The organism is Sphingobacterium sp. BIGb0116, from assembly GCF_024808035.1.
In the GTDB taxonomy this organism is placed as follows: domain Bacteria; phylum Bacteroidota; class Bacteroidia; order Sphingobacteriales; family Sphingobacteriaceae; genus Sphingobacterium; species Sphingobacterium paramultivorum.
This window is the reverse complement of record NZ_JANUDT010000009.1, coordinates 85,096-98,940: the sequence shown is the minus strand read 5'-3', so window position 1 is coordinate 98,940 and position 13,845 is coordinate 85,096. Positions and strand designations below refer to the sequence as shown.

14 protein-coding genes are annotated in these 13,845 nt (G+C 39.0%); 12 read left to right on the top strand and 2 right to left on the bottom strand.

What is annotated here, in order from left to right:
* Positions 1-6 precede the first annotated feature (6 nt).
* Positions 7-792 carry an META domain-containing protein gene (locus M2419_RS20220; RefSeq protein WP_259255543.1) on the top strand — a complete coding sequence of 262 codons (786 nt, stop codon included), beginning with the start codon at positions 7-9 and terminating at the stop codon, positions 790-792.
* Between the two features lie 115 nt (positions 793-907).
* On the opposite strand, the gene M2419_RS20215 is transcribed toward M2419_RS20220, so the two are convergent.
* Positions 908-2,257 (bottom strand): acyl-CoA dehydrogenase family protein, encoded by a 1,350-nt coding sequence (locus M2419_RS20215; RefSeq protein WP_200845671.1) that lies wholly within the window; start codon positions 2,255-2,257, stop codon positions 908-910.
* A gap of 327 nt (positions 2,258-2,584) precedes the next feature.
* Here M2419_RS20215 and M2419_RS20210 point away from each other — a divergent pair, with 327 nt between their 5' ends.
* From M2419_RS20210 to M2419_RS20195, 4 genes are all read left to right on the top strand, one after another.
* Positions 2,585-2,809, top strand: coding sequence for a hypothetical protein (locus M2419_RS20210; protein WP_046671848.1), 225 nt, complete (start codon positions 2,585-2,587; stop codon positions 2,807-2,809).
* 145 nt (positions 2,810-2,954) lie between these two features.
* Positions 2,955-3,158 carry a hypothetical protein gene (locus M2419_RS20205; protein ID WP_088162907.1) on the top strand — a complete coding sequence of 68 codons (204 nt, stop codon included), beginning with the start codon at positions 2,955-2,957 and terminating at the stop codon, positions 3,156-3,158.
* Positions 3,159-3,284: 126 nt separating this feature from the next.
* Positions 3,285-4,634 (top strand): adenylosuccinate lyase, encoded by a 1,350-nt coding sequence (gene purB, locus M2419_RS20200; protein ID WP_259255542.1) that lies wholly within the window; start codon positions 3,285-3,287, stop codon positions 4,632-4,634.
* Positions 4,635-4,706: 72 nt separating this feature from the next.
* Entirely contained in the window at positions 4,707-5,261 is a 555-nt protein-coding gene (locus M2419_RS20195; protein WP_088162909.1) for a NifU family protein, read from the top strand.
* A 127-nt stretch (positions 5,262-5,388) separates the two neighbouring features.
* Here the strand turns inward: M2419_RS20195 and M2419_RS20190 are convergent, their stop codons facing one another.
* The gene (locus M2419_RS20190; RefSeq protein WP_153847243.1) at positions 5,389-7,806 is read right to left on the bottom strand and encodes a glycoside hydrolase family 3 N-terminal domain-containing protein; all 2,418 of its coding nucleotides are present in this window, start codon (positions 7,804-7,806) and stop codon (positions 5,389-5,391) included.
* Between the two features lie 170 nt (positions 7,807-7,976).
* Here M2419_RS20190 and M2419_RS20185 point away from each other — a divergent pair, with 170 nt between their 5' ends.
* The 7 genes from M2419_RS20185 (at position 7,977) to M2419_RS20155 (ending at position 13,801) form a co-directional block, all read left to right on the top strand.
* Positions 7,977-8,825, top strand: a complete 849-nt coding sequence (locus tag M2419_RS20185; protein WP_075994134.1) for a transketolase — start codon at positions 7,977-7,979, stop codon at positions 8,823-8,825.
* A 1-nt stretch (position 8,826) separates the two neighbouring features.
* Positions 8,827-9,780, top strand: coding sequence for a transketolase family protein (locus M2419_RS20180; RefSeq protein ID WP_120333250.1), 954 nt, complete (start codon positions 8,827-8,829; stop codon positions 9,778-9,780).
* Positions 9,781-9,801: 21 nt separating this feature from the next.
* Complete coding sequence (locus M2419_RS20175) at positions 9,802-10,347, top strand: RNA polymerase sigma factor (protein WP_075994136.1); 546 nt, start codon at positions 9,802-9,804, stop codon at positions 10,345-10,347.
* 33 nt (positions 10,348-10,380) lie between these two features.
* On the top strand, positions 10,381-11,337 hold the full coding sequence (locus M2419_RS20170; protein WP_153847245.1) for a hypothetical protein: 957 nt from the start codon (positions 10,381-10,383) through the stop codon (positions 11,335-11,337).
* A complete protein-coding gene (locus M2419_RS20165) occupies positions 11,337-11,756 on the top strand; it encodes a hypothetical protein (protein ID WP_227550267.1) in 420 nt (139 codons plus the stop codon). The genes M2419_RS20170 and M2419_RS20165 overlap by 1 nt, the downstream gene beginning before the upstream one ends.
* 61 nt (positions 11,757-11,817) lie before the next feature.
* Entirely contained in the window at positions 11,818-13,005 is a 1,188-nt protein-coding gene (locus M2419_RS20160; protein ID WP_182330781.1) for an aspartate aminotransferase family protein, read from the top strand.
* A 34-nt stretch (positions 13,006-13,039) separates the two neighbouring features.
* A complete protein-coding gene (locus M2419_RS20155; RefSeq protein WP_153847247.1) occupies positions 13,040-13,801 on the top strand; it encodes an SGNH/GDSL hydrolase family protein in 762 nt (253 codons plus the stop codon).
* The last annotated feature ends 44 nt before the right edge of the window (positions 13,802-13,845 follow it).

The window sequence follows — 13,845 nt, the reverse complement described above, 5'->3', positions numbered from 1 at the left end:
TAGAATATGAAATTTAAAAACATCGCCATATTGGCCATCTTAATTGTTAGTCTTGGAAGTTGCTCTGTGATCAAGAAGAACGCGAATGAGCAAAACTCAGACAGTAGCATTTCATCAGTAATTGGGAAAAAATGGCAATTGATTGAAATCAATGGACATCCTGTAGCGGATCAGATCAACGGCAAAATACCTTACCTCCAGCTGGACGAAAAAAGTTACAGTGCAAGTGGAGGATGTAATGGCATCGGTGGAGAATTGACATTGTCAAAAAATGGAAAGGTTAAATTTGCTCAAGGCATGTCTACGATGATGGCCTGTCCGGATATGTCTATTGAACAAGCTTTATCCAAAAATCTGATTGCTGCAGATAATTATACGATTAAGGATGGCATTCTTAGCCTGAACAAAGCGAAAATGGCTCCTCTGGCAAAATTCAAGTTGATTCAGGACAATAAGCAACAACTTAGTGGAACTTGGGAACTTGATTATATATCTGGCCCACGGATCGCTTTCGATGGCCTGTATCCCAATCGTAAACCAACAATGATATTTGATGCTGCCAGTGGTAAAGTAAACGGAAATAGTAGCTGCAATAACTACAATACGACTTTTAAAACCAATGGAAATACCATTAATTTTGGCCCGATTATGTCAACGAAAATGGCCTGCGAAGGTAATGGTGAAGCAACCTTCTTTTCGACATTGGAAAAGGTAAACACCTATAGTGTAAGCGAGAATACGTTGACATTTATCATGGGAGATATTGCTATTATGCGATTTAAACGGAAATAGAAAATTCATTTTTTGCTCCAACTGAGCTAAAAAGGGCATTGTTTAAAAAACAACGCCCTTTTTATGTATTAAGCGATATTTGGCGACAGGAAGTCAAAAACCAGCCAGATCCCTCCTAAACAAAGGCACTAAATCCAGTTATACTTCTGCCAACAATGAGTGAATTGATTTCTTTTGTCCCCTCATAGGAATAAATTGCTTCGGCATCGGCCAAAAACCGTGCGACATTATATTCTAACAGAATACCATTTCCGCCCATGACCTCCCGAGCCTTGGAAACAATATCTCTCGTACGTAAAGAACAGAAGACTTTGGCCAGCGAGGCATGTTCATCTTTTAGTTCACCCTTATCCTGTAATTCAGATAACCTGAAGACAAGCGTTTGCATAGCCGTTAAATTGGACAACATTTCAACCAGATGATTTTGAATAAGTTGAAAAGAAGCGATTGGTTTACCAAATTGCTTCCTTTTACGCGTATAATCCAAGGCATTTTCATAGGCACCCCGTGCACATCCTACGGCCATCCAAGCGACACCTGCTCGCGTCATCTGAAGAACCTTTCCTGTATCTTTAAAGGAATCTGCATTTTGCAGGCGATCACTTTCCGGAACGATACAATTCGCTAAAGTAATAAGACCATTCTGTACAATGCGCAAAGCCATCTTATCTTTAATTTTCTCAACTGAAAAGCCCGGGTTATCTTTTCGTACGATAAAACCTTTAACTTCGCCATCATCAAGATCCCTAGCCCAAACAATGGTGATATCAGAAAAGGTGGAGTTCCCGATCCATTTTTTCTGACCATTTAAGACCCAACCTTCGGCTGTCTTCCTACAGGTCGTTGTCAATCCGCCTGCTGCTCCCGACCCTACTTCGGGCTCTGTTAAACCAAAAGCACCAATCACTTGCATCTGCTGCATTTTGGGCAGCCACTCTTGTTTTTGCTCTTCGGATCCGCAAATATAAATTGATCCCATGGCTAAACCACTCTGTACGCCAAAGAAAGTCGCTACAGAAGCATCTACCCGTGCTATCTCCGCCGCTATGATCCCTTCCATTAATGAACTTCCCCCCATACAGCCATACCCATCGTAGGTATAGCCACAAATATTTAAAGCTGCTAGTTTCGGTACTATTTCAAAAGGGAACTCATCTCTTAACCAATATTTATTGACAATTGGCTTGACCTCAGTTTCCATAAATTCCCTCACCTTCAATTGCAATGCACGATCTGAATCGTTTAATTTGCTATCCATAGCATAGAAATCACCATTAATAGGAGGTAATTCCTTTTTTTCTTTCCCTGCACTCAGCATTTTCATTAACCCATGAAGCTGCTTATCATCCATTTTTGATACGGCATCCATTACTGCTCCCAAATCCACTTTCTTCGATAATTCTTCCAATTTGCCAAAGTCTATTGATTTTGCCAAATCCATTATATTCTTTACTTTATCAAACATAATTGCAATTTCTTTTTAAGTGTTTACTTCTTAAAATAAGAAAAATAATCGAAAATTGTTTGGAAATGACATGATACAAATTGATCAGATGGAATTATCCGGTAAACAAACGAATGAACAACATCTCACCTTATATCGTACGATCTCTTATCAATAAAATATTGGAATCAGGAACGTTTCGAATAAAACACACAACTATATACACCTGAAAAACAATATGTTAAAAATATATCCAAAAAAACATTTTTTTTTGGGTTACCTTTTTTGGTTACGTGTATTAAGAGATGAAAAAGAAAATTATTTCAATTTAAATTAGAAAATTAGAAAATGAAAAACGCATTAAAATTCGGTTTCTTAGGTTTAGCTTTAACTGTAGCTTTCGCATCTTGTAACAATTCAGAGAAAAAAGCTGAAGGTGCTGCAGATTCAGCTTCTGCTTTAGTTGATTCAGCTGCTAACACATTAGATTCAGCTGCTACTAAAGTTGATTCAGCTGCTGCTAAAGTTGATTCAGCTGCTGCTAAAGTTGATTCAGCTGCTACTAAAAAATAATTTAGGACTGAATAGAGCTTTTGGAAGGCCTTTTTCACGAAAGGCCTTTCTTTTTTTCAAAAAAATAAATACAGGGGTTACCTTTTTGCTTTAATGGTATTAACTCCTAAATAACAAGATTTAAAAATATTTTAATTTTAATAAAATGAAAAACGCATTCAAATTCGGTTTCTTAGGTTTAGCTTTAACATTGGCTTTCGCATCATGTGGTGAAACAGCTAAAAAAACTGACGCTGCTACTGATTCAGCTAACGTTGCTTTAGATTCAGCTAACACTCAATTGGATTCAGCAAAAACTGCTGTAGATTCAGCTGCTGCTAAAGTTGATTCAACTAAAGCTGCTCACTAATTCTCTGAAAAAGAATTTACACCGTATAAAAAGCTTCCTTCAACAAGGAGGCTTTTTTTATATCTGTACCAATTAAATTGCTAAGCTCCAAGCATTTTTTTACCTTTGCCAAAAATCATTCAATCTATGGCTTTATCATCTTTAACAGCAGTTACGCCTATTGACGGACGCTATTACAATAATACTAATGAACTTTCAGCATTTTTTTCCGAATTTGCTTTAATAAAATATCGTGTACGCGTAGAAGTCGAATATTTTATTGCATTAAGTGAATCCGGTATTGCTCAATTGCAACAGTTTGACAAAACACTCAATGAAAAATTGCGGGATATCTACAGGAATTTTTCTGAAGAAGATGCCATTTGGATCAAAAACACAGAGAAAGTTACAAACCATGATGTTAAAGCAGTTGAATATTTTCTAAAAGATCAATTTGAAAAATTAGGATTACAGGACTACCTTGAATTCATCCATTTTGGTTTGACTTCACAAGATATCAATAATACAGCGATTCCACTTTCCTGGAAAGAAGCCATTAAAGAAAGCTATACACCGGCAATCAAAGAGTTGCTTCATGAGTTAAAATCATTAGCAACGTCATGGTCAGACATCCCGATGTTGGCACGTACCCATGGACAACCAGCATCTCCAACCCGTTTGGGTAAAGAGTTTTATGTTTTTATCGAACGCATAGAACGTCAATTGCAACTATTACATCAAGTACCGTATTCAGCTAAATTTGGTGGTGCAACTGGTAATTTTAATGCGCATCACGTTGCATATCCAGCGACAAATTGGATCAATTTTGGGAATAATTTTGTAAACAATATCTTGGGGTTAGACCGTTCACAAACGACCACACAGATTGAGCATTACGATAACTTTGCAGCAAGCTGTGATGCCTTAAAACGGATAAACAATATTGTCATCGATTTATGCCGTGACATTTGGACATATATTTCGATGGAATATTTTAAACAAAAAATCACTGCTGGTCAAATCGGTTCTTCGGCTATGCCACATAAAGTCAACCCAATTGACTTTGAAAATGCAGAAGGAAATTTAGGTATTGCAAATGCAATTTTTGAGCACCTTGCAGCTAAGTTACCAGTTTCCCGTCTTCAACGAGATTTAACAGATTCTACGGTATTACGTAATATTGGTGTTCCATTTGCACATACCCTAATTGCTATTAAATCAACTTTGAGAGGGTTACGCAAATTGATCTTAAACGAACAGGCATTGGCCAATGATCTTGAAAATAATTGGGCTGTTGTTGCGGAGGCACTACAAACTATATTAAGAAGGGAAGGCTATCCCAAGCCGTATGAAGCTTTAAAGGACCTAACACGTACCAACACACATGTTACGAAAGAAACGATAGCGACATTTGTTGATAATCTAAATGTATCAGCGGAAGTTAAAGAGGAACTGAAAGCGATCAGTCCTTCTAACTACACAGGTGTCACTTTATAAGCTTTTACTTATAGATGACCTTAACAAAGCTTCATTTGACCTATATTTGCTTGGAATAAAAATAGATACTACATGGCTACGATTAACGTATATACAGAGTCTACACCCAACCCTTCTACAATGAAGTTCTTGGTCAATAAATTGTTGATCAACGGTAGTGTGGATTTTCCAAATAAAGAAGCAGCACAAGATTCACCGTTTGCACTTGAATTATTCAAATTTAATTTTGTAAATGGGGTATTTTTTGCAAGTAACTTCGTGACCATTACCAAAACTGAAGATGCGGAATGGGAAGACATTGAAGCCTTGCTAAAAGACTTTGTAAAAGGTGCTGTAGAGTCTGAACTTGCGGTAAAAACGGTACACCACGATACAGAGGTTAATTTTGAAGGTACTGAAACTGAAGTGAAGATACAACAAGTATTACATGATTATGTAAGACCTGCTGTTGAACAAGATGGTGGAGCAATCCATTATAAATCCTTCAACGAAGGTATTGTGACAGTTGAACTAAAAGGTTCTTGCAGTGGTTGTCCATCGTCGACAATCACATTAAAAGCAGGAATTGAGGGCTTGTTGAAACGCATGGTTCCAGAAGTGACTGAAGTTGTCGCTGAGGCCATGTAATCACAGCTATTCGATACAAGAAAAAAAGGATTCAGTAATTAATTTTGCTGAATCCTTTTTTTTATTCACTAGTCTTAAGAAGAAATAATCGCTATCCGCCATCTGCCTTGTATGGCAATTTTTCAACCTAATTGACGACTTCAAAAGAATCTTTAAGCGGAAGATTAACAGAAGAATTACCGATAAATAGTTCAAATTTTCCGGGTTCAACGGTCCAGTTATTATGCTGATCCAAAAGTTCCAGATGGGCAGGTAAGATCGTAAACTGTAAGGTCTTCTTCTCCCCTGGATTAAGTTCAACTTTTTCGAATCCACGCAAATCCATCTCATATGTCGTTACCGAAGACAGTACATCTTTGATATACAGCTGAACAACTTCGGCACCTTTCCTCTTCCCTATGTTTTCAATATCAACCGTAACTGTAAGGGAATCTGCTGGTCTGATCTGTTTTTTAGCGAGTTGTAAATTTGAAAAACTAAAATCTGTGTAGCTTAATCCATATCCAAAAGGGTATAAGAATCCAACAACCCGACTATTGCCCCACCCATTGGGTCCGACCCCGGGTTGCCCCGCCTGTGCAGCGGGCTTGGTCGGAAAATTCATTTCAACCTGTCCGACGGACTTTGGAAATGAAATTGGCAATTTTCCACTAGGACTATACCCACCAAACAGCATTTCGGCAAGAACATTTCCCGACTGATTGCTAAGAAACCAACTCTCCACGATTGCAGGTAGATACTTGTTTTCCCAATTGACAGTAAGTGGACGACCATTGACAAGTACCAGCACAATAGGTTTACCTGTTTCCTTCAATTTCATCAAATAGTCGCGTTGCTTGCCTGGCAAATTTAGATCTGACCTCGATCGACTTTCACCGACTTCCCGTTCCGACTCGCCCATTACGGCTATGATTAGATCAGATTCTTTACCGAGACGTACACCTTCGGCCATCTTTTCCAGCTCCTCTCCTGATAAGTCTGTTGGAATAATCTCACTCTCAGGCCAGTTTTTATCCACGACATCTACCCCTTTGGCATAATCAACCCGAAGTGCCTTTGTTTTTGCATAGTTTATAATCCCATCTTTGATGGTTGTGATCGGATTATTAGAAGGTCCATATCGACTTGTCGTATAATTTGTTGCCTCTGCCATTGGTCCCGTAACCAAAATTCGTTTGTATTTATTCACGTCTATTGGAAGTAGATTCTGTTCATTTTTCAACAGAACAATAGACTCCTTATTCATTTGAAGTGATACTTCTTCATCTGCGGGGGTATGCACTTTTTTATCGGCTATCGCTATATCTTCTCTCAATGGATGATCAAACAACCCCAGTTTAAATTTCACGGTCAGGACTTCGCGAACCCGCTGATCCAATATTTTGATATCCAGCCCTCCTTCTTCTATTAGTTCCATTAGCGGCGTTAGATATGTACTCGGTGGATCAAAATTTGTCCGCACATTCAAACCTGCCTCTAATGCTTGTTTAATAGCATCTTTATAGTTTGCAGCAACATGATGTTTGTTGTAAATAAACTCTAGAGCCTCACTGTCGGACACCACATACCCTTCAAAACCATACTCTTTTCGGAGTAAGTCCTGTAAAAAATAGCTACTGGCAGATACAGGCACGCCATCATAATCATTATAACTACTCATGACTCCTAAAGGTTTGGCTTCTTTTATGACCCTTTTAAATGGATAGAGATGAAGCGAATGCATCTCACGGAAGCCAACATGAGGATCCGTACGTGCATTGCCATCTCTTCCCCCTTTGGGTACAGAATAGACTGCATAATGTTTCAATGTGGATGCGACGCCATTTTGTTGAATTCCTAAAACAACTTGTTTCCCCATTTCGGCAATATGAAACGGGTCTTCGCCGTAGGTTTCAACTACTCTTCCCCAGCGTGGATCTCTAGAAACATCAAGAATAGGTGTATAGACATTGGTATAGCCCAGATATTTGGCCTCCCTACCAATTATTTCGCCAGCTTTACGTACCAGTGAAGTATTCCATGTACTTCCAATATTGATTGGTGCCGGCAGGGAAGTAGCCCGATCATGATTGAGTCCATGAATGCCCTCATTGGTAAAATCAACAGGAATACCAAGTCGTGTATTTTCCACAAACCATTTTTGAACGTTATTTAAGGCTTGAGCATGGCGGCTGAAGGGATACGAAAATGAAGTTTTTGCAGACTTATTATAAGCCAAGCTATTCAACATTTCGTCGATATTGGCCAAGCCGTGTTTCCAAATCTCTTTGTCCCAAGCGGCAGTGGGCTGCTCATCTTTCAAAACCCGCCCATAACCGTAGAGTGTAACCGTCTGATTGGCCTTTTCTTGAACAGTCATTTGACGCAACAGATCCTCCACGCGACTGGCTATTTTCTGTTTGGAATCTTCATAAATATCCCTTTTCCCATTTTTGTTAAAATCGATCCAATCCTTATGGTAAATGTTGATGTGCTGGGCAGAAGAATGCAAATAAAGGGCTGAGAGCGCTGAAATAATAAGGCAGCTTTTAAGTTGATTAGGCATTATGCTGAAAATTGTTGGTTTTATAAAGTGAAGCAAGGTACAAAAAAAATAAAAACCCGCAGATCAAACACATCGTCAATCTAGAATAAGTCAATATAAATTCATTTTTTAACAAGCATCTAGCTTAAAAATAGTTAACTTTACGACCAATTGTGAAACCAACAAAAAAAATGAGTGCAGATATTAACAAACTAGAACAAATTGCATCACAGGTAAGACGTGATATCGTACGTATGGTACACGCTTGTCAATCAGGACACCCAGGTGGTTCGTTAGGTTGTACAGATTACTTTGTGGCGCTTTATTTCAATGCAATGAAACGCAATCCTTCCTTTGACATGGATGGAAAAGGAGAAGATTTATTCTTCCTGTCAAATGGACACATCTCTCCTGTATTTTACAGTACATTGGCGCATGCGGGATATTTTGAAGTGAGCGAATTAGCAACGTTCAGAAAAATCAATTCCAGACTTCAAGGTCACCCAACAACACACGAAGGCCTTCCGGGTATTCGTATTGCTTCGGGATCATTGGGCCAAGGATTATCTGTTGCAATTGGAGCCGCACAGGCAAAAAAATTGAATAAAGACAATAATCTAGTTTATGTATTAATGGGTGATGGCGAATTGCAGGAGGGCCAAGTTTGGGAAGCTGCAATGTACGCACCACACAACAAAATCGACAATTTAATTGCTACTGTTGACTATAACAAAGCACAAATTGACGGATCTACAGATCAAGTATTATCTCTTGGTGATCTTCGTGCAAAATGGGAAGCATTTGGCTGGGATGTGATGGAAATTGCTAAAGGCAATGACATGAATGCTGTTGTTGCAGGTTTAGCAGAAGCTAAATCACGCACAGGAAAAGGTAAACCGGTTATTATTCTGATGCATACTGAAATGGGTAGCGGTGTTGATTTTATGATGGGTTCTCATAAATGGCATGGTGTTGCTCCAAATGACGAACAATTGGCGTCGGCGTTGAATCAGCTTACAGAAACTTTAGGAGATTACTAGAATGAAAAAATATACTTATACAGAGTCAAAAGATACACGTTCAGGATTTGGTGCGGGCTTACTAGAAGCAGGAAAGCAAGATGAGAATGTAGTTGCATTATGTGCTGATTTAATCGGTTCGTTAAAAATGAACGATTTTATCAAAGAATTTCCAGAACGTTTTTTTCAAATCGGTATTGCGGAAGCTAATATGATGGGAATTGCTGCCGGACTTACGATCGGTGGTAAAATACCATTCACAGGTACATTCGCAAATTTCTCAACAGGACGTGTTTATGATCAGATTCGCCAATCGATTGCATACTCGGACAAAAATGTAAAAATTGCAGCGTCGCATGCTGGTCTAACCTTAGGTGAAGATGGTGCAACTCACCAAATCTTAGAAGATATCGGCTTGATGAAAATGTTGCCAGGAATGACAGTGATCAATCCTTGTGATTTCAATCAAACAAAAGCCGCTACGATTGCTGCAGCCAAATATGACGGACCAGTTTATTTGCGTTTTGGCCGTCCTGTAGTTCCTAATTTCACTCCTGCTGATCAAGAATTTGTAATTGGTAAGGCGGTGTTATTAAATGAAGGAACGGATGTTACGATCATTGCTACAGGTCATCTAGTATGGGAAGCTATCCAAGCTGGTGAGAAATTAGCTGAGTTGGGCATCAACGCTGAGATTATCAATATCCATACAATCAAACCTTTGGATGAAGAAGCTATTTTAAAATCTGTTGCTAAAACCAAATGTGTCGTAACGGCGGAAGAGCATAATCGTCTTGGCGGTTTAGGTGATAGCGTTGCTCAGGTATTAACAAGAGAGTTGCCTACTCCACAAGAATACGTTGCTGTAAATGATAGTTTTGGAGAATCAGGTACTCCTGCTCAATTGATGGAAAAATACGGTCTGAATGCAGCGGCTATTGTTGCAGCGGCTCAAAAAGTAATCAAAAGAAAATAACAAAACTACGCAAGTCAATATATGGATGACGCTTTAATTATAGCAAAATTCGCCGAAGAGAGTACGCGAGAAGAAGCTTTCCGTTTATTGTTGAAGAAATATCAACAGAAGATTTATTGGCATGTGCGAAGAATGGTCATCGATCATGATGATGCGGACGATGTTGTACAAGATATCTTTGTGAAAGTATGGAAGAACCTTGGGAACTTCCGCGAAGACTCACAGTTATATACGTGGCTTTATCGTATTGCAACAAATGAATGTATCACCTTCTTAAATAAGAAAAAGCAAAAGCAGAACGTGTCGTTGGATGACGACACGACTGCTTATCTAGCAGAAACGCTTGCTGATGGCAATTATTTTAATGGTGATAGAGCTCAAATGAAATTACAACAGGCTTTGTTGACCTTGCCAGAGAAGCAAAAATTGGTCTTCAATATGAAATATTTTGAAGACATGAAATATGAAGAGATTTCAGAAGTCCTCGGAACAAGTGTTGGAGCGCTTAAAGCGTCTTATCATTTGGCCGTCAAAAAAATAGAGGCATTTTTTAATAACAACGATTAAACCTTTTAGCGAAATTAGGTTCTAACAAATACTATGAAGGAAAATGGCACATATCATGATGGGCTGGAGCCTACAAATCTTCCAGCATCGTTGCGTGAAAATCCATTTGGCTTACCTGAAAATTATTTCAGTGATTTAGAATCAAAAATAATTACGCAAGTCAAATTGGTTGAATGCAAGGAAGAATCCATCTTTGAGGTTCCAGAAGGATATTTTGATAGCCTGTCTGCGGCCATTATGTGCAAAGTAGCGGAAGATAATTTAAAAAATCAAGTTGGTACTGACGGCTTTGAAATTCCTGAAAATTATACTTCCGAACTATCTTCAACTATCCTCAACCGAATTTTAGAAGACAAATTAAAAGAAACGATTGCATCTGATGGCTTTACAATGCCCTCTGACTATGGTCAAGTTCTTGAAAATTCGATCTTCGCTCGTCTAGCTGAGCAGGAATTGAAGAAAACAGTTCCTACAGATGGTTTCTCTGTTCCGGTTGGCTATGAAGAAACAGTTGAATCGACTATTTTTGCTCGTATTGCCGAAGAAAAATTAAAAGAAACAGTTGTTACTGCGGGCTTTGATGTACCTAAATATTATTTTGAGAATCTTTCGGACAGCATTGTTGATCATGTACTAACGCCTGAGAAGGACAATACACCGATCCATCAGATTGGAAGACAAAAAAAATGGTATGCTCGCTATGCTGTTGCAGCATCTTTTGCTGCCATGTTGAGCATAGGTGGATATTGGGGATATCAGTATCAACAGCAAGATGCAGCTCCTGTAGAAGCTGTTGCAGAGGAGCAGTTGAGCCAGCATTTGTCAGAAATTCCTAAGCAGGAAATTATTAATTACCTTGCGGCTTCTGCTTCTGGTGATGATATGATTTATATGTCTCAGTATACTGATGAAGCTAATCTCCCTACCAAGGGATTTGGAAGTAATATATCTAAACAAGAAATAGAAGATTATCTAAACTATACCTTATAATGATGTTCAATAAAAAATACATATGGATAACATTGTTCTTTAGTATATTTTCTATTGCCTTGGGCTTTGCACAAGACAAAAATCGATTTCAAGCTATAGAAAATGAAAAAATAGCTTACATTACTAAAGAACTAGATTTGACACCAAGAGAGGCTCAACAATTCTTTCCGCTCTATAACGAGTATAGCCAAACACTTTGGGATATCAGGAAAGAAAAATTGAATGGTGCCCCCAAAAATAATTTTAGAGGTGGTTCCAGAGATGTATTACAGTATGATGCTAAAGAAGTGGAGATCAAAAAAGAATACCGGGCCAAATTTGCCAAAGTTATTGGCAATGCGCGTGCATCGCAATTTTTTGAAGTAGAACAGGAATTCAGGGAACATCTATACAAATCCCTGCAGAATAGAAGAAAATAATCTCGAAAATAAAAAAGAAGTCTTGAAGACTTCTTTTTTATTTTCGGACATTTGTAAGATCATGTTAAGCAACAGAGAATTATTTTTAATGAATACTGCTCAAACATCTAGCTCACCTAGATTGGTTGAAGTAGTTAAGGCTGAAGGTGTGTACCTTTATGGTCCCAATGGAGAAGAATATATGGATCTGGTCTCCGGCTTCAATGTCAGCAATATAGGCCATCGTCATCCGAAGGTTTTAGAGGCTATAAAATCACAATTGGACCAATACTTACATGTCACCGTTTATGGTGAATTTGTACAAGCCCCACAGGTACAATTTGCAACAGAACTATTGGCAGAGCTTCCTACTAATTTTCAATCTGTCTACCTCACCAACAGCGGTACGGAAGCGGTAGAGGGATCTATGAAAATAGCTAAGAAATATACGGGTCGCAAGCAGATTATAGCAGCAAAAAAAGCGTACCACGGCAGTACACAAGGCGCGCTCAGTCTGATCGGAAATGATGAGTATCGTAAAGCCTATGCCCCACTCCTACCCGAAATAGATTTCATTGAGTTTAATGATATGGAAGACCTAACAAGGATTACGGAACAAACTGCTGCTGTCATCCTCGAAGCCATTCAGGGAGAAGCTGGTGTCCGAGTCCCGGATATCGCCTACATGCAAGCTGTCAGAAAACGCTGTGATGAAACAGGTACTTTACTAATCTTTGATGAAATTCAAACAGGTTTCGGTCGCACAGGTCGTCTTTTCGCCTTTGAACATTTTGCGATTGTTCCAGATATCCTGATGCTTGCCAAAGGCATCGGTGGTGGCATGCCTTTGGGTGCATTTGTTGCAGCTAAGGAAGTGATGGATGTAATTAAGGACAATCCCATGCTTGGACACATTACCACTTTTGGGGGACATCCTGTGAGCTGTGCTGCAGCACGCGCTTCGTTAAGCGTTATCAAAGAAGAAAAATTAGTTGAACAGGTTGAAAGAAAGTCACTTTTATTTAGGGAAAAGCTCAAACATCCTGCTATCAAAGAAATTCGTGGATTGGGTCTTATGATGTGTCTGCAACTGGATTCTTTTGATCAAGTTTACAATGTGAGCAAATACTGTGCAGAAAACGGGGTTATGATCGATTGGTATCTGCATTGTGAAACAGCATTGCGTGTAGCTCCGCCGTTGACGATTACAGACTTTGAAATTGAAAAAGCGTGTAACATCATTATAAAAGGTTTGGAAAAGTATGCTTAAAGTATGTAACTTTAAACATAACAAAAACCTAATAATGAACACAAACCGCAGATCATTTATCAAAAAAAGCATCATTGGCACTGGTCTATTGACTGGCGCCAATCTACTGGGAAACGATGTCTTCGCGCACGAATCAACAGCCAATTCCTCAAAAATCAGTTTAAATAATGATGACATTATTTTATTTCAGGGCGACTCGATTACGGATGTAGGCCGAGATAGAAATAACAGAAATGCCAATGACACTGGTGCGCTGGGTCATGGTTATGCTTTATTGGCTGCCAGCCAGCTCTTAAATAAATATCCAGCAAAGAAACTAAAGGTATATAATACAGGTATTAGTGGAAATCGTGTACCCGATCTACAAAAGCGCTGGCAGGAGGATACTCTGGCAATTAAACCCACTGTATTGAGTATTTTGATTGGTGTGAACGATTTCTGGCGGACAATCGATCGAGGAGCGCAGACGACGGTTGAAGAGTATAAATCCCAGTACCAACAGCTATTGCAGGAGACTTTACAAAAGCTTCCAAATGTCAAATTGATCATTGGGGAACCTTTTGCAGTAAAGGGTGTAGGTCACATTACTGAAGCTTGGTATCCAAAATTTTTGGCTTACCAAGAATCCGCTCGTGAGATCGCCAAAGAATTTGGAGCAATTCTAATCCCCTATCAAAAAATATTCGACAATGCCCAAAAGAACGCCCCTGGTGCCTATTGGGCCGCGGACGGTGTACATCCCACGCTTGCTGGGGCACAAATGATGGCTTCAGCCTGGATGGACTGCATCAAGTAAGAAAAGAGCGGATACTTTATTGAAATCCGCTCTTTCTTTTTTAA